The organism is Dehalococcoides sp. THU4 (assembly GCF_043231265.1).
In the GTDB taxonomy this organism is placed as follows: domain Bacteria; phylum Chloroflexota; class Dehalococcoidia; order Dehalococcoidales; family Dehalococcoidaceae; genus Dehalococcoides; species Dehalococcoides mccartyi.
Map to the genome: position 1 here is coordinate 351,091 of NZ_CP171266.1, position 16,750 is coordinate 367,840.

The following is a 16,750-nucleotide window of genomic DNA, read 5'->3' on the forward strand; positions in this document are numbered from 1 at the left end:
ATTGGTCAGGATTATTGCTAAATCTATTGAACATAATAAAAACAGTTAGAGCAAAATAAAAGTGATTCTGAGACCTTGCGTGTAAAAATTTTAGGTATATTACATCTAGGTCAGAATATATGTAAGTTCAAGTCCAACACAGTGGGTGGTATTGCACGGCAGACAGAACTAAGACGTTTGAATTGGCATTCATTATATCAAAATAATGTTTACCGGACATTGTATTTCCTTCCTCGTAGTTTATACGGTTCAACCCCTCCTTCCAGATGGTCAACCACCTGTCTAGCGACTAGTTCTAGGTCGATTGCTCCGGCACAGACAATTTCTCCAGAAGTAGCCGTCCCCTTCAATATGTGGAACATATCGGAGTCTGAGGAAACTGCAACATTCGAATTGTGGGTCGTGATTACAAATTGCCGTTGGTCTTTCCTTTGCCGCAGACGCTGAACTATGTCGTGATAAACGGTAGCCACGTCGAGCGCATCTTCTGGCTGGTCAATGATGATAGGCATTGACCCTTCAGACAAAGCGATGAGCAGGAGAGCGGTACACTTTTGTCCCACCGATAACTGGGTAAGTGGATAATATTGCTCATCTTCTTTTCGGTATTGGATGTTGGGAACGTCCTCGGGTAAACATTCATACGGGATGGACAACAGCTGACGCAATAGCGTTTCATTCCCTATTATCGAATCTACAATCTTTGAGGAAGCCGCGGCGGTCAGTAATCCTTTTGTTTCTAACTCCGTCTTGTCTTTTCTTAATACAGCAGCCACAAACTCCCTCGGCATCATATTCTTCACAAGTTGTTCCTTAAATTTCTGACCTATGGATAGTCCACGGGTGATTTCGGTTAACCCTTCTATAAACGCTTGACGGTTACCATTTTGTTCTAACGTCAATTGAAGTCGTTCATCGCTTTTCTTGGTTAGATCTTCATAAATATTCGACCTAGCTACGAAAAGGTCCTGTCTGGCTTTATCCAATGTATCCAACAAAGTTTCTCTTTTTACACGGTGAGTCTCAAAGAAAGATGCTTTCAGATTGAACTCATCTCGCTGGGAGACTATATTATCTAGGTTCTCAGCTAGCCCTTTGCGCTGTTTCGACAGAGCTTCTTGCTGGCCACCGGCTGTCTTCAGGAAGGCTTCGAATTTTTTATCCCATTCGCCCTTTCTTTTGTCAAATTCAGAGCGATCCTTTTGGGCCAATAGCAAAGCATCATCGAAAGCTTTCAATGATACCTTGACATTTGATACCAAGCTATCAGCCGCCGCCGATACTTTGTCTCGATAACCTTTCAGATCAGTATCTTGTTCTCCGTCCGGTAGTCCAGGAACCGCCGGCACCGACTCCGGGTTAACGCTTTGTTCAATTTGTTGCCGAAGTTTTTGGGAAGCCGCATTGACCAAATTTATCAAAGCGACTTTATTATTCCAATCCTTTCCTTCTTTGTACATCGGATCTGCAAGCATATTATCCAACTCTTTGATTTGAGCGTTGATAGTAGCAATGCTCGCATCAAGTTCTTGAACCTTGTCCTTCGCGAGCAGAGAACTTATATACTCCTCAACATTCGATGCAAGATTATCTTGCGCTTCCTGAATTGGCCGGCGTAATGTATCAAGGTCAACTAACCTATCGATCGAACGTAATTGGATGCCGGTATCACGAGAAATATCGATTACTTCATTTTGGCTATATGCGAGTATCGGGAATACTTTCGTTATATCTCCTTGGAAGGCACTCCCATCAGATGAATCAGTAACTTGAATTGGATTAGTATCACCGTCGAATTGCCTTTCGACTATATAATTAATACCTGAGGCAGTTTTGACATGGATGGTGATTTTACCCCCGAGACCTAGTTGATTTTCGAGTTTACTCTTTAAATCGGTTTGAATATCGTGAACATATGAAGGTTGATTGAGTGCAAACCTAACAAACTCCACAACAAGGGACTTGCCGACTCCTTTTCCGCCTAGGATTGCGTTCATACCGGGATGAAACTTGGCACGCAGACCATTGAAAAAGCCTTTGTCGACATGTAAATCCAGAACCATCGGGCATTGGACGTTGGGCGGGTCGATAATTCTGATCCGTGTCTGTGGGTCATAGAAGCACTGCCGAAGTGCACCAATCGACATTGTTCCAATCTTAAAGTACGAGCTCTTACTGCCTATTTCACGCAGTGAATGACTATCTGAGCACTTAATGCAGGCGAGTTTTCTCTGGTAATTAGGATCTTCACCGTCGAAAAAAGCCATAGTCTCGTCTTTTGTAATCTCAGCACCTAGCAAATTTTGATTTCTAATTATGCTAATCCTCGCTTGCCCCTTCATTTCCTTGACAACCCCTGAGGATGAATCGCAATGAGCTAATAATGCAACTCCCTCAGCTTCGGTTATCTTGTTAATGACTTGGTTAACGTCACCTGTAGCAAGTGCGTCTTTCCGTCCCCTCTTTTCTTCGGTAATGTCAATCTGCGCTAGAAAATCATGAACATGTGCCATACCTTTTGAAGGATCGAAAATAGCCAGGACGTGGACGTTTCGTTCGCCGCCCATCACTGTTATCTCGACACCTGGAAAGACGACTATGCCACTTCCACGAGCTGCGGTCTTCAATGAGTCGATCCAAATACCGGTATTGTGGTCCGTAACAGCCAGAGCATCTAATCCGTGTTTCTTTGCCCTAGAGATTATCATTTCAGGCGTTGCTCCGCGCTCTTGATAGTCATCACCTGATCCTGGACTGTGAAAGTGAAGATCTATTTTCTTCCACCTGAGACCTTGAAAATCGGTAGTCATTATCCAGCCCTCCTACAAAGCCGCCCGATGCTACTTGATTTAAAGGTAATCTTTCATCAATGAATTTGCCTATCTAAAAATCCTTACCGCACACTTTCCTGTTTTCTCGAAATCGCTGATGAATCTGCCGTCGTCCTTAATCGCTCTATCGTGGTCATACACAACAAAAAGCATCTTATAATCATTGCTTCCATACTTGGTGATATCCGCAGCAATGCCCTCGGAGGCTTTGCTTGGTGTTGTTTGTCTTCGGATATATTTCGTTTCGATCACGAGATCCAACTCACTAAATGAGTGGTCAGGTATCGTTGTAGCTAATGCGAACCTTATGCCAGGATGCTCTCGTTCGTAATCGTTCCGATTGGCGTTAATAACCGATTGAATCTTGTCATTAAGGTCAGCCTCGTTTAAAGGCAGATTCCGTTGAAAAAGGGTTGGAATTGCTTTGTCTAGTTGGTCACAAATTGTTTCGATTAATCTTATTACGGGTTCCTTCAAATATGTTTGTTCACCCATGATGGCTAATAGCGAATCTTTGGGTCTTTCTTGATACGGTTCATCGTGCAACCTTTGAATTCTCTTCAGCGCCTTATTAATCTCTAACCCATGTCTGTTGCACAACTCCCAGATATTTGTAATCGCAGTCTCTTCGTCCAAAGAGGGGTACAATCGAGAAACGGGTTCACCAAGATATGTAAGTTCATTGAGATAATCATAAGAAAAACTCTCTAATGTCGATTCAGCGAACAGTCGTGCTTGCCGGATGTAGTCAATAAGGCAAGTCTTTTCTTCAGCGTTGTTTGGTTCTTTTATCAAATCATGGTTGTATATACCAGACTCATCGACTGTCTCAAGCTCAGATGCATAGCTCGCTAATCGCCTATCTACACATTGAAAGCATCCTCCGCAATGACTTGCCTGCTTCCGATTTAGAAAAGTCTTGCTACAAGACACAGCGCTTGGTATTAAATTTTCGCGGTTGTGCGTACTCAGTTCTCTAAAAATATCTGATTTTGTTTTGAATAGGAATGGTGTTTCGATTTGAACCTTTGAACCGTGTACCAGCGAGAAAAAGTCTTGAAGCAAGGAGAGAGTTCTGGGATGCGTAGTCCTGCTAGTCCTGGCATTAATCCCATCTTGCCTTCTTGCGAAATTAAGGGAGGTAACACCATTTTCGTGCACATAAAACCGAGGATCATGTTGAGAACTCGCAATGGCATAGGCAATTGACGTGTACAGAAAGGCTCGGGTACGCTGCGTCTCTTCGACCGCTTTGTTAAGAGTTGAAACCAAGCTACACTTAAATTGGTAGTGCCTGACACGATCAGAATAAGTGTCTTTTAGTGCTTGAAATAGCCCGTTCTGTGTTTTTATAGTCCCTGGCTGGCTTTGGTGACTAACAAGGCAGATAACGTCTTTGGACTCTTCGAGTAAATCTACAGCTCCTGCAAGAGAGTCCAACCCTCCAGAAAAGAGCATCACTCTCAAATTCCCATCTTCGGGCAAAACGATACCCGGGTCATCGAACATGCTTGTAGGAGGAGTGGAATGCCCGGCTTGAAACGTGAATTCGTATTCTTTGTCGCCAGTCATGAAAACCAGTGCTTCAGCCAATTTGTGTTGAACTGAGGCATCGTTCCAAAAACTGTAGTCGCGAACTTTCACAATAAAATGAAGTCGTCTAGCCCAGTTGTGATATTCAACGGCGTCTCGGGGGCCACGAGATATCAACCTGTCGGCCGCGTAAATATATCCTGCTATTTCCAGTAAATCTAAAATCCGGTCGGGCAAACGGAATGCTTGGCGAACGAACCGTGGCAACTGAATGGTGATATTCTTCTCTTGCATGCCAACACGATATTCGAGTGACAGTGCTGGGTTAGTTAGAGACTCAGTCGGAGAGGCACCATTGCATGTAACAACTCTTGGGGCTGACTCTGTCGAGCCGGAACCTTCAAAGATAGTTTCAAGGGAAGGGTCTGTCATTTTGCCTCTTCCCTCCGGAGTTCCTCTCTCAGTTTACCAAACGCTATTCTTAAGAAAGTGCGGATTTCGTAGTCTGAGGGAACTTCTCGATCAGCATGCTTGTTAAACCATCCGGCAGCGAATGATTGTGTGATCTTGGCCGTCTCGAACGCATGTTGGGATGCGATATTGATGTGCTCGTTCAGGCGTTTTCTTAGCGCCTCCCTTTCCTGCAGCGTCTTAACTGAGGATGACAAAGCTCTTTCGAGGAAGTAATTCAGATATCGTTCGGTTGTTTTAGCAAAGAACAGGCGCGATATTTCGCAGAAACCGACACCACCTCCGGTACCTCGCCAAGCTTCCACAGAGTTATTATCGGTGTCAAACATTCTCAGTTGCTGGCTATTCTTGCCATGCCAGATTGAGACTGCATCGACCGCAGCAGCCCGAGCAATCTCGCCGTATTCCAATGAACCTATTGTAGCTTCAACATATTTGTGAAGGGCTTTTGCGATGAAATAAGGAGAAGCATTTGTACCGATGTCTACATTTGAATCCGCCAAGAAGCTAAGTGGATTCGCAAACTGTGAAGAGACAGCCAGAGTAACCAAGAATTTAAAAGAAGCAATGACTCCAGAATCCCCTTCGACCTCATTTAAGCGATCCCGGACATTTTCAATGGTTTGGCTTGCAACGATCTTGACCTTGTCTTCTGCAAGGTCTGAACTCATCAGTTCATCGACAATGCGAATCCAAGGTTTGGTCTTTGGTAGAATACCAAGCCGTTCGTGCCCCATTAGCCTTGGTTACCTCATAGCTTAAGCATTATTTGGTCTTTTTCCTGAGACCTGGTTACTTTCTTCTTAACGACCCTCGGCTTAGGGTTGTCCTTATTGCTTTTCAAGCTCCATACATCGTTTTCCAAGGATGAAATACGCCTATGATAATATTTATAACACCTAATCCTCACATATTTTCAATATTGGATGCAGCAATTTACTTGCTGTATCCAATATAATTCCATCAATCTAAAGTAACTATTTGGTCATTTTAGCCCTTATTTTTCTTATACACAATGCCTGCTTTTACCCCGTGAAAACTGCCAAGTTCTTTATAACAGGTATCTGTTTTCAGTTCAGATATCACCTTTGTTCCCTCCATATCAGCCTTATTCCCTTTCCCCGTAAAATATGCCCCCTCCGGAATACAGGAGGGGGCTAATTATCTTTAACTCCGCACCTGCTCTTTCCTTAGTCACCGGAAGGGCAGTACCTGAATCCGGGCGCTTTGCTGGCTTGCTCTTTCCCCCGCTCACAGCAGGCGCTACTGCTCCGGATTTTCACTAAACTATGATTTACTTTGTAAAGACTTTATCTTCAAGACAACAACTTGAAATATCCCAATACCAGTTGTTACCCCACTCATCAGATTTATGCACCTTATCTGAGTTAACTACCCGAAGACGCTTTTTAAAAATGGGCCCATCAAGGACAATAGTATGGTAATATCCAACTTTCCCTTCAGGAGACCGTTCTGCTCTGGATTTCAATTCATCTATCACATAATTATCCAGTTTTTTACCCAACCACTCCGGTGAAAAGTTAGCATCATCAACCACTACAAAACGCACATCAAATCCCAGATCAATCAGCTTCCTCAATATCGTTTCTCTGTCTAAGAACCATAGTGGTATAAAGGCTGTTATATCTATTGGGTTACATATACTTTCAATCCAGCCCCTATGCAATTTCGCTTCACAATTACCTAAATCTACATCTCCAAAGACAGCACCATGAACACCGGTTTTTTTCAGTAACTGCAATTGCTCTCTAAAATCATCATCATAAGTTGAAACAGTAACCGGCAAGACCAATAAAGGCACTCCTATAGCTTCAGCCTGCTTAGACAAGACAGATGGCTTCAGGGCATGCGCCCCCATTCGTCCGGTATGATCAACTGCTGTAATCAGGCAGCGAATATCTAATCCCTGTTGGGTGGCTAAGTAGAACGCCAGATTGCAATCTTTACCCCCGCTCCAAGAAACAACTATTGACATAGACTCCCCATATCAGAATTTTCATTATCCAAACCCATTCCTCAGACTAAACCAGCCTGAGGAATGGGCACATTCGGGATTAATTCAGCTAACGTTTTTGTGCATTGAAGCTAACCGGAAAGCTAAACCAAAAAGTAATAAGCCCGGCAAGCAAACAATCAGCAGGAATATCAATGATGCATGCGAAGCAAACTCAGCAAACCCGGTCAGGAAATTTTGCAATCCGAAGAAGAACATCACCAATCCTATAGCACCAATCAGCATTTCGTACCATCTGACAGAAATCCGTTGATTTCTAATAGATTGGTAAAGCAAAGTTGCACCTATTCCAAGCACAAATCCAATCACTGCCCATATTAAGGTATCAATAGAATTAATCTTGGCTTTCAATTCTCTGGGATGAGGGGGTGAGCATATAAATGAGTCTGCACCCATCTCAAGAATCTCGGAAGATTCATGGCGGTGGCCCAATACCAGTACAGGCATATAAGATAATTGAGCTATCAAAGGAGCTAATTCAGATGGAAGCAATCTGAGGCAGGCCTGGTTCAGTATTACCAAATCCAGCCGGGATTGTGAGGCCTTTATAAGACCCTCAATCCCATTTTTGGCCCGTATGATTTGATAACCATCAGCTTTCAGCAGCGAAGCCAGCTCAACTGTGTTATCAATTAGGAGAATATTTTCTTCCGCCATCTTCAAATTCCAACCTGTATCAAGACCATATCACGCGAAAGTATCGAAACAGGTGGAGACTATACTTTTTTATAAGTATGTTTAATGAAGATTCGGTTTAATTTAGTGAAATTATGACGATATGTATTAGTTATAAATCAACAATCCATCTGCTGCGCCAGAGGAAGAACATGCTGTATTAGAACTGCCTGATAAGGCTGTAACCCAACCCTCGTTCGGTAATAATAATCTTGGGGTACTCCGGATTTGCCTCTATTTTAGACCTAAGATTATGGATATGTTTTTTCAAGAGATTTAAATCCCCGCTGTATTCTGTACCCCATACTTTTTCAAGCAATATCCTGTAGGTAAGTACCTGACCGCTGTTCCGGGTGAGCACAGCCAGCAGACTAAATTCAATAGGCGTCAGATGGACAGGGGAACCGAACAGGGTTAATTCCCGCCGGTTAAAATTAACCTCCAGCCCGTTACTGATAGGTATCGTGCTTTCGGTCTTAAACCCCAAATTCAGGTTACGCCGCAACAACGCATTGGTAACCGCCTGGCATTCAATGCCGTTTATCGGCTTTTCCACACATTCATCTGCCCCGTCTTCCAGAAACTGAACTTTGCTGCCGATTTCCCCGATGGAATTCAGGATAATAATGGGTATATCGGAAAACTCCCGGATACTGATAATTATATTTTGGGCAGCAGCATCACATAAACAGGCATCTAAGAATATGATATCCGGCGAGATTGTTTCTATCAGGCCTATCCCGTCACTAATATTGCCAGATACCGTGTATTCCAGATTTTGATAACGGATTTTGAGGCACAGTACCAGGTCTTTTAAGACTTGTGAGTCATTGCATATTATTAATATTTTCATTGCATGCTGATTTCCCTTACCTCAAGATTAGTCTCCAGCACGGAACGGGTAAATTTACCGGTCCGCATACCATGGTGACACTTAAAATTAGCATGTAAACATTAGCCTTCCTAAATTATCTTCTAATTATCTGCCCCCTTTTCTGTTACTTCCGGTGCAATTTTAAACACGGAAGAGACATTTTATATTCCCAATAAATAAATTTAACATACAAAAGTGTAGAAAAAGGTTAATATTGTGCTTAAAAAGGTCTAATCTACTGAAAATCCCGTTTAATATTGTGAATATTGAACGAAATATTGATAACATTCTTCGGCACCCGCTTCCAGTATTTGAGATTAATCGCAATTGGTATATAATACGATTGTCTACCTGGATTATCCTGATATTCACAGTTTATGGTCTGCCCATTGGGTTGTCAATACCTATAAAAACAATATGGGAAATATTTAAGGTGCTGGCTGCACATAATTAAGTGCGCAACACACACAAACGCCTGCTTTATGATAATATATGGCAGTTAGGAACTAGTGATGATTAAAATCCGGTGGGAAGCTGACATGGGAAAAACCAATCATCTGACAAAAAATCACCTGCTCTGGATAATGATAACCCAGATTGAACACATAGTCGGGCAGGCATTTGCTCACGAATTAAGGAAAATAGGCCTGACACGTGAAAAATGGGCGGTTATCCATGAGTTGGTGTACTTAGGCGGAGAGTCTACCCCGTACAGGTTATCAAAGCGTTTCATTTACGAACCGCACTCTATTTCGGCCCTGCTCAGCCGCATGGAACGTGAAGGATTTATCCTGAAAACCAAAGACCTGGCCAAAAAAAATATGGTCAGGGTTTCCCTGACCGATAAGTCCAAAGAACTCTACCCCAAGGGCATTGAGATTTGCCAGGAACTCTTTACCGATATTATGGGGGATATCCCGGAGGGGGATGGAATAGGGTTTATGGAATCTGTAGCCCGGTTACGGGATTATGCCCTTGTTTCGGCGGCAAAAAGGAAAAACCTGACGCCCTTTAAATACGAATAGCCGCTGCCGGGAATATGAGTTTCAAAGTTCAGGGTCTTTCAGCCCTCCAGCCTTTTAACTACTCTCTGGCCTCCAGGCTGCCTGATTTACAAGCTTGCATTATCACAAAGTACGGGTAACTTACTTTTACTTTGGGCTATACCCATCTGAAGCAGTCTCTAATAGTGGAGAGCAGCCGTGCTAAAAATCAGACTACGGTAAAAGAAACGCTGATTAACTCTGATATATCCAGGTAAACCACAGCCGTATAATCACCGGCAGCAAAGCCGCTTTCCTGCTGCGGATAAAACTCAATGCTGTCAGGATTTTTCAGGTCACTCTCACCCACAGTTTGAGTATAAGTAAATATGATTTCGTCATTGCACTTAAGCACTATAGACAGGTCATGACAGCATATTTCATCGGTTATCCAGTAAGTCAGGATAATTACCTTTGTGCCTTCGGCAAATGTACTGGCAGGGTTTACCGGCACGCCCTGAGCATCTATCTCAGTAGATACTTCGCCCTTGATTATACGTACGTAGGTATCAGGGCAGACGTTGTCAGCAGGCGGTTCAACATAGGCATCATTGGCACAGCCGGTGATGAGCAGGCCTAAACCGGCCAGTATACTTAGTAAGCTAACCACCTTCAGTTTCATTGATACCCTCGTAATTAACAAATTTTTGGGGGGCTGGATTCCAGCCCCCCACACTCTGCCAAAAAGTTAGCTAGCTTTTTGCCTGACGGCAACCAGACGCCAGACTATAACAAAAAGGATAAGCGCCGGGATACCCATAGCCAGTGCACCAAACCAACCGGCTGTCATGTACATTTCAATCTGGGAGCCCATAAAGTGCTGGATGGCCATTATCACCAGTGCCAAACCAACCAGGCTCATCAACCATTCGTACCACTTAAGCCCGATGTTTTTGGAGCGAAGCCAGCTTACCAGCAAGGTTATTGCAGCCCCCAAGATAGCCCCGGTAATTAAAACTGCAGTAAAATCAAACATTATTCACATACTCCCTAAGTTTATTTGACCAACAATGCCGGGTTTACACCATAAGCAGGAATCTGCTCCAGGGGTAGATCCCACCATGATTCAGGCTCTTTGTGGCCATAGTTAAAGGTCTCGGACATGCTCCTGAAGAAGCTGTTGAACACCGGGGTAACAGACATAGTGCCCTTAACAACCTCGTGGATTAGGGAAGCACCAGCTGTACCGAAGGGACACGCACCCATGCAGGAACAGCAGTTACCCATGCACTTGCGGTAGTCCAGCCGCCAGCCGTTGTAGCCGGGGATATTCCACATACAGGTATCACCGCCAACGCTCTGGTCGGCAGCCCAGTCTTGTCCGCAGGCGTTATCCCAGGATTTATCACCCATGGCAATAGCCCCGAACGGGCATTGGGTTCCGCAAACGCCGCAGGTTTCGCAGAAGCGTTCCATACCGGCATCTATGGGTTTGGTAACCGCCAAAGGTAAATCAGTAACTACCCGATACTGTCCTCTAAGATGTGAACCGTATTCGGGAGAGTTAAGGGTAGTACCCATGCGGGTATGCTCACCCACGCCGGTCATAATGCCAAAAGCGGCTGAGGGGCAATAGTTACCGGCATTTATGCTTTGGTAACCCAAACCACGCAGGAACTGTTCAATAAGCAGGTCTATTCTCTTTACATGGGTATAGGCCATGGGGAAGCCAGCCCGGCCTACATGGCTGGGCATACGGGAAGTCAGCTCGGTATCCTGCAGATTTGTCCAGTGGATTACCCACTGGCAATTATTGGGAATAGCAAATCGGTCTGTTGTTGACTCGAATAAATCTATATCCTCGAAAGTAACCTTTTGTTTTCCCACATATGAGTAAAACAATTTGCGAGTCTTTTCATCCACTGGGGCAACAGTTACGGAACTGACGCCAAAGCTGCGGAAAGCGGCCCGGATAGTCCGCAGGTTTTCTTCCGGAGTACCCTGCCACTTGGGCATAGGGCCTATTGAAGTGTTGCCCGAAAGCTGGTCAGGGGTAGGTGCGGGGGTTCTGACAGTCTGGGTACCCATCCAGGTAGAATACCAGGCTTCGTTAAGAGCCCGGTCACGCAGGGTAGTACCTTTCCAGTCAGGAAATTCCCTCTTAACAAACTCTTCAATTTCCAGATAGTAGCTGTAATACCCGTCTGACCTGCCGGCCATAACATCACGGCCGGGCTGGCCGCGTCTGTCCATCCGGTGAATCTGATTCCAGTCAATTTCCAAAGTAGGCTCATCAACTTCTTTTACAAACCAGGCTCTTTTCCAGCCAGCGGTAGGAGAGGCAGTGACCTCATCTAGGTCGTGAAAAACCGGAGATACGGCTGCCGCTGCACCAATACCAGCACCAGCCAAACCAAGCGTTTTCATAAAATCTCTTCTGCTTACGGTTGAATGAAAACTATGCATGTGTATTACCTCCTGAACATAAATTTGATACTGACAATGATTCTGGTAAAATATATTGGGGAAGGTGAAACTAGATTAGTTGCCTGTCTTTTATGCTTTGACCACCTACCTTTCAGGCGGCCTGTGCCAAATAGGCCACCGGTTTATTTAGAGCAAACAGAATACTCACCCGTTAAAAAGATGAATATCCCTAAAGGTGTGATCCCGACTCTCCACTGGCAATTCAGGCTAACACCCACTAAACTGTTATGTAATTGTACATAACACGTATCTTAGATGGACTTTAAGGTCTTTGTGAATCTCTTTGGGTACACCCAAAATACGTAGACAGAAATACGTATATTAGTTGTGAAGGCGTATTTACGCTTGCATCTGGTAAAGCTATTATTTCCGGGTATAATATTATTAGTCAGGTTAGTGTATGCAAAAAGAACAGAGCCACATTAACACGGATAAAAGTGCTAATCCGCCTGTTTTAAATGACTGGGCGACAACACTTCTGGACGCAGCCCCGATTGCCTTCTACCTGCTGGATAAAGACCTGAGAGTCATTGAGGCAAATGCCAAAGGAATAGAGTTTCTGGGTAAAAAATCCCGCTCAGAGGTCATTAACCGAAATATCATGGATATTGCCCCCGGAATACCGCCTATTCATATCCACAGCTACAAACAGATTCTCAAAACGGGCATACCCAAAATATGCCCCAGCATCAAAGCCTGGCCGACAGTTGGGGAAAACCGGTATATAAATTCAATACGCTTTCCGGTGCGGGACGGTCTGGGCATTATCGTGACAGACATAACTGACCAGTATAAACTTGAACGTGAGCTCAAAAAAAATAAAACCCAGCTCAAAGAGCTGGCTTCAGCCTATGTAAGTTCACAGGAAAACGAAAGGGAGCTGATTGCTTGCGAGGTGCATGACCGGGTAATCCAGCTTCTGATTAGTTCCTGCCGGCTGATTGAAAGTACCAAACAGGGCAGCACCGATTCACCCCAAATGAATAAATCCCTGAACGAAATAAACGACACAATCTTAAAAACTATCGCAGAATGCCGCCTGATAACCAAACAGCTATACCCGTCTGTATTGTCAGAAGGTGGACTGGTTTCGGTTATCACCGAAGAGTTAAGTGCCTTGAAACTAACCGGCATGTCAGCCGAACTGACAACCGATAAAACCGCCCCTATACCCAAACCTGTTGCCGAGGTACTCTACCGGATATTCCATGAAGCTATCTGGAATGCCCAGAGACATTCCAAGGCCAGCCATATTGATGTTATACTAAAAATAGTGGAAAACGGCGTAAGACTGGCGGTTATTGATGACGGATGCGGGTTTAATCTGTACAAATCCCTGCAATCCGGCAAATTTGGCGGGCTGAAAAGCATGCGCAGACGGGCCGAACTGATGGGCGGCAGTTTCAATATAGAAAGTGAGATAGGTAAAGGTACATCTATCGAAGTTTTTATCCCGTTTTCGGTAGGGTAGGGAAAATGCTTGAGAGTAAGATAAAAATACTGATATGTGATGACCATGACATAGTTTGTCAGGGGTTAGTAAATATTATTTCCTGCGAAGCTGATTTGGAAATAGTGGGGTGCGCAGCCAATCTAAGTTCAGCTTTGACCATGATAAGAGAATTAAAACCGGATGTTGTCCTGGCTGATATCCGCCTTGGAGATGAAAACGGATTTGACCTGATAAAACAAAGCCACCGGGCGGGGTTCAAAATACCTTTTATCATGATTACAGGGTTTAAAAACGAATTTTACGTATCCAAGGCCATAGAAAACGGGGCAGCCGGACTGCTATCCAAAGAAAGCCCCGGCAGAGTAATAGTGAACTCTATCCGCCTGACTTTTGACGGCAACAGTGTCTGGCCGATGGAATTATTAAAAAACACTTATAACAGTCTGTCCATATCACATTATGCATCAGATACAGATACCAATCTGGCTGTGCCTAACTTCACACCGCGGGAAAAAGAGATAATTAAATTTCTGCTCATGGGTAATACCAATAAAGCCATTGCCCATGAACTGGGTTTATCTGATGTTACCGTGAAAAAGAGCCTTAAAAATATTATGACCAAACTCCATGTTGATAACCGGATGAAATTGGCAATGGTCATAAGCAGGCTTAGCCTGGACTAGCAAAATGTATTTCCCGACCTGCCTGAAATGCCAGCCCGGTTTATACGGATATTCCGTCCCGGCTTTGCCGCTGCTATAAAGACAGTTATCCCCTTAAGCCCTAATATGCAGGCAGAACAGCTTTCCCCTGACATATAAGTGAGCAGGCCAAAACAGCCGTTTCTGCCCGCATGAGTTCCGCAGTTTTGAAACCGCCGGATAAGCCGGGTAGAATCTTCTTTAGTGCAAACGCTCTGTCAGATTCGGCAGTTTGCCTTCAAGGTAAAGCTTCAGGGCGGTGTCTATATCCGCTACGTCAGTCATATGTACATCAATTCCAGCCTGGCTCAGGCTTTGCCGGGCACCCATACCCATACCGCCGGCTATCACCAGCTGGCAATCAGTAATATTTGAAACCATGCCGGCATGAACAGATTGGGAATGGGCATTAAACCCGTGGCAGTCCCCGGCGGCATGATTATGCTGCATGCCCTCGGTATGGTGACCGGATTTGGGTCTTTGCTCTTTGCCAATAACCTGGCCGTTTTCAATACTTGCCACCAGATAATACCCGGCCCGTCCGAAATGCTGACAGATTGTTTTACCGTCGTCAGTGACTACTGCAATTTTCATTAACTATTCCTCCGCTTGCTTGATAGGGTAATACACCCTTTTTTATTTCGGGCATATGCTCTTTATTAATATTAGCCCATTCCGGAAGGTATAGCAAACCCTGCGCATAATAAAAAGCGGGGGAACAAGTCCCCCGCTTCCAGTTCAAGCACCGAAACTTAAACCTAGGTCTTGTTGGCTCTCCTTACGGACAACTGCCAGGCTACCCCCAGCAGAATAAGGGCAATAATGCCAAAGATAAGCGCCCCCATCCAGGCTGACTGAGGCTCATTCTCACGCAGAGAGCTGAAATAATGCTGACCGGTAGCGAACAGGGCTAAGATACCCAAACCAGCCAGCAGCCATTCGTACCATTTGGTAAGTATTCCTTTTCGCACCAGCCAATTGACCGCCAGAGCTATTGCCGCGCCGGCAAGCAGTCCAATCCAAAACATTTCATTACTCCTTTATTCATTAAGTCTTAGTAGGATGTATTTATGCCGTAGGTATAGTCGTCTATATTCCACCAATCACGCGGGTCCTTGCGTCCGTAACCCATAGTTTTCTCCATATTGGCAAAGAAACTGTTGAAAACAGGGGTAACGGAAACGGTATTGCGTACCAAATCATGTATAAAAGAACCGTCACCGTTGGTATTAAAGGGGCAGCTGCCCTGGCAGACCGGACAATGCGGGCAGGTGGTGGTATTGGTACGCCAGCCGTTAAAACCGGGGCGGGTACCGGGCTGGGTAGCCTCCCAGGACGGGTCACCCTGCTCAATAAGGCCAAACGGACAGCTGTCTGCGCAGATACCGCAGGTCTGGCAGAATTTATAGACACCGAAATCTATAGGTTTGGTTGCCATCAGGGGCATATCGGTGATAATTACCCACATAGCCCGGTTGGTCGTGCCGTATTTGGGAACCAGGGTAGGTGATGACATCCGGCAGTGTTCTCCCAAACCGGTCAAGGTGGCTATAGCATTAGTATGATAACCCGCCATATGGGTGGAAACCGCAGTATAGCCTAAGGCATGGATAAATTCCTGGATTATAGCCCCGACAAAGGGGAATCTTTGATAAGACCAATAAACAGCCGCATCTTCATATTCACCGGCCTGGCGCCGGGTAGATTCGTAAGGCTGGCGGGCAGTCCACTGGAGTATGTATTTGGCTTTAGCGGGAATGACCAGCTTGGTGGCAGTCTCAGCCGCTTCGTCTACGTCTTCTATGACCAGCTGTTTGCCGCCGCTTGTCTCATGGAAGAGCTTGAAAACATCTGAATCCATTTCCTGAGCACCGACATCACAGCCACCAAGGAAACGGACTACCTGCCGCAGGGTAAGCAGATTTTCTTCGGGAGTGCCTTCCCAGCGCGGTACACCGAAGTCCTGGGGGCGGAGTGTTTCGCTGGAACGGAGACCCAGGAATGAGGTAAAGGTAGCCGTGCCTCCGGCTGCTGAAATAGCCTGGGCCACATTAACCCGTTTACCGCCCATGTTTATTTCACCCGGCCACATACCCATCCGCATAAATTTGGTGGCCATAAAGAGGGCGGTTGTGCGGTTATCACCCAGACCGGCATAGCCGGGGTCCCAGCCAGGAAATTCCTTCTTCATGTAATCAAAAAGGACTTGGGCCTGTTCAGGACTGGCCCAGACACCCGAACTGCCGCCGGGAATCCCCATGGCATACCTTTCCTGAGCCGACAGGGTCGGTCTGGCCTGGTAGGGGAAAGTACCCTCCATCTTGGGCAGGTTTTGCCAGTCAATGGGGACTGAAGGATTTTTGAAATCCCGCTCCTTTACCCACCAGGGCAGTTTCTGCACTCCGCCTGATGACGCAGTTACCTCATCCAGGTCATGGAAAACCGGAGCAGCGGCAGCAGCCGTACCAATGCCTGCTCCCGCCAAACCCAAAGCCTTCATAAAATCCCTTCGGGAAAGTGTTGAATGAAAAGTTTTCACTTGCTATCTCCTAATCATGTATTTGACACTAATAACCGGTTCAAGGAAAATATAGATACGGGAGGATAATAAAAGTTATCTCTAATCCAGCTAGCTTTAACACCTTCCTTTCTGGCGGCCTCTGGTACAGGCCGCCGGTTTATTTTTCAAAGCCCACTCCGGCAGGGG

General features: G+C 45.3%; 15 protein-coding genes. 3 read left to right on the forward strand and 12 right to left on the reverse strand.

Annotated elements, in window-relative coordinates; all coding sequences use genetic code 11:
- Positions 1–209: 209 nt before the first annotated feature.
- From ACE6F3_RS01925 to ACE6F3_RS01950, 6 genes are all read right to left on the reverse strand, one after another.
- Entirely contained in the window at positions 210–2,810 is a 2,601-nt protein-coding gene (locus ACE6F3_RS01925) for a TrlF family AAA-like ATPase (protein ID WP_023652794.1), read from the reverse strand.
- A gap of 69 nt (positions 2,811–2,879) precedes the next feature.
- Entirely contained in the window at positions 2,880–4,796 is a 1,917-nt protein-coding gene (locus ACE6F3_RS01930) for a 7-cyano-7-deazaguanine synthase (protein ID WP_023652795.1), read from the reverse strand.
- On the reverse strand, positions 4,793–5,572 hold the full coding sequence (locus ACE6F3_RS01935) for a hypothetical protein (RefSeq protein ID WP_023652796.1): 780 nt from the start codon (positions 5,570–5,572) through the stop codon (positions 4,793–4,795). Before ACE6F3_RS01935 ends, ACE6F3_RS01930 begins: the two co-directional genes overlap by 4 nt.
- Positions 5,573–6,129: 557 nt before the next feature.
- Positions 6,130–6,831 (reverse strand): diphthine--ammonia ligase, encoded by a 702-nt coding sequence (locus tag ACE6F3_RS01940; RefSeq protein WP_058291940.1) that lies wholly within the window; start codon positions 6,829–6,831, stop codon positions 6,130–6,132.
- An 84-nt stretch (positions 6,832–6,915) separates the two neighbouring features.
- The gene (locus ACE6F3_RS01945; RefSeq protein WP_392654831.1) at positions 6,916–7,527 is read right to left on the reverse strand and encodes a hypothetical protein; all 612 of its coding nucleotides are present in this window, start codon (positions 7,525–7,527) and stop codon (positions 6,916–6,918) included.
- 178 nt (positions 7,528–7,705) lie between these two features.
- Entirely contained in the window at positions 7,706–8,398 is a 693-nt protein-coding gene (locus tag ACE6F3_RS01950) for a winged helix-turn-helix domain-containing protein (protein WP_392654833.1), read from the reverse strand.
- 560 nt (positions 8,399–8,958) lie between these two features.
- Between ACE6F3_RS01950 and ACE6F3_RS01955 the strand changes: the two genes are divergently transcribed.
- Entirely contained in the window at positions 8,959–9,444 is a 486-nt protein-coding gene (locus tag ACE6F3_RS01955) for a MarR family winged helix-turn-helix transcriptional regulator (protein WP_234943814.1), read from the forward strand.
- 187 nt (positions 9,445–9,631) lie between these two features.
- Here ACE6F3_RS01955 and ACE6F3_RS01960 read toward each other — a convergent pair whose 3' ends face one another.
- The 3 genes from ACE6F3_RS01960 to ACE6F3_RS01970 form a co-directional block, all read right to left on the reverse strand.
- On the reverse strand, positions 9,632–10,084 hold the full coding sequence (locus ACE6F3_RS01960) for a hypothetical protein (protein ID WP_324664811.1): 453 nt from the start codon (positions 10,082–10,084) through the stop codon (positions 9,632–9,634).
- 66 nt (positions 10,085–10,150) lie between these two features.
- On the reverse strand, positions 10,151–10,438 hold the full coding sequence (locus tag ACE6F3_RS01965) for a hypothetical protein (RefSeq protein WP_010937202.1): 288 nt from the start codon (positions 10,436–10,438) through the stop codon (positions 10,151–10,153).
- A gap of 20 nt (positions 10,439–10,458) precedes the next feature.
- Entirely contained in the window at positions 10,459–11,868 is a 1,410-nt protein-coding gene (locus tag ACE6F3_RS01970) for a reductive dehalogenase (protein ID WP_010937203.1), read from the reverse strand.
- 421 nt (positions 11,869–12,289) lie between these two features.
- On the opposite strand from ACE6F3_RS01970, the gene ACE6F3_RS01975 reads away from it, so the two are divergent.
- Positions 12,290–13,360: an ATP-binding protein gene (locus ACE6F3_RS01975; RefSeq protein WP_324664814.1), complete on the forward strand. Its 1,071-nt coding sequence runs from the start codon at positions 12,290–12,292 to the stop codon at positions 13,358–13,360.
- Positions 13,361–13,365: 5 nt separating this feature from the next.
- On the forward strand, positions 13,366–14,025 hold the full coding sequence (locus ACE6F3_RS01980) for a response regulator transcription factor (protein WP_324664816.1): 660 nt from the start codon (positions 13,366–13,368) through the stop codon (positions 14,023–14,025).
- 219 nt (positions 14,026–14,244) lie between these two features.
- On the opposite strand, the gene ACE6F3_RS01985 is transcribed toward ACE6F3_RS01980, so the two are convergent.
- The 3 genes from ACE6F3_RS01985 to ACE6F3_RS01995 all read right to left on the reverse strand — a co-directional run bounded on the left by ACE6F3_RS01985 (position 14,245) and on the right by ACE6F3_RS01995 (position 16,582).
- Positions 14,245–14,637 carry a NifB/NifX family molybdenum-iron cluster-binding protein gene (locus ACE6F3_RS01985; RefSeq protein WP_041343191.1) on the reverse strand — a complete coding sequence of 131 codons (393 nt, stop codon included), beginning with the start codon at positions 14,635–14,637 and terminating at the stop codon, positions 14,245–14,247.
- Between the two features lie 164 nt (positions 14,638–14,801).
- Positions 14,802–15,071, reverse strand: coding sequence for a hypothetical protein (locus ACE6F3_RS01990; protein WP_010937209.1), 270 nt, complete (start codon positions 15,069–15,071; stop codon positions 14,802–14,804).
- A gap of 26 nt (positions 15,072–15,097) precedes the next feature.
- A complete protein-coding gene (locus tag ACE6F3_RS01995) occupies positions 15,098–16,582 on the reverse strand; it encodes a reductive dehalogenase (RefSeq protein WP_058291925.1) in 1,485 nt (494 codons plus the stop codon).
- Positions 16,583–16,750 lie beyond the last annotated feature (168 nt).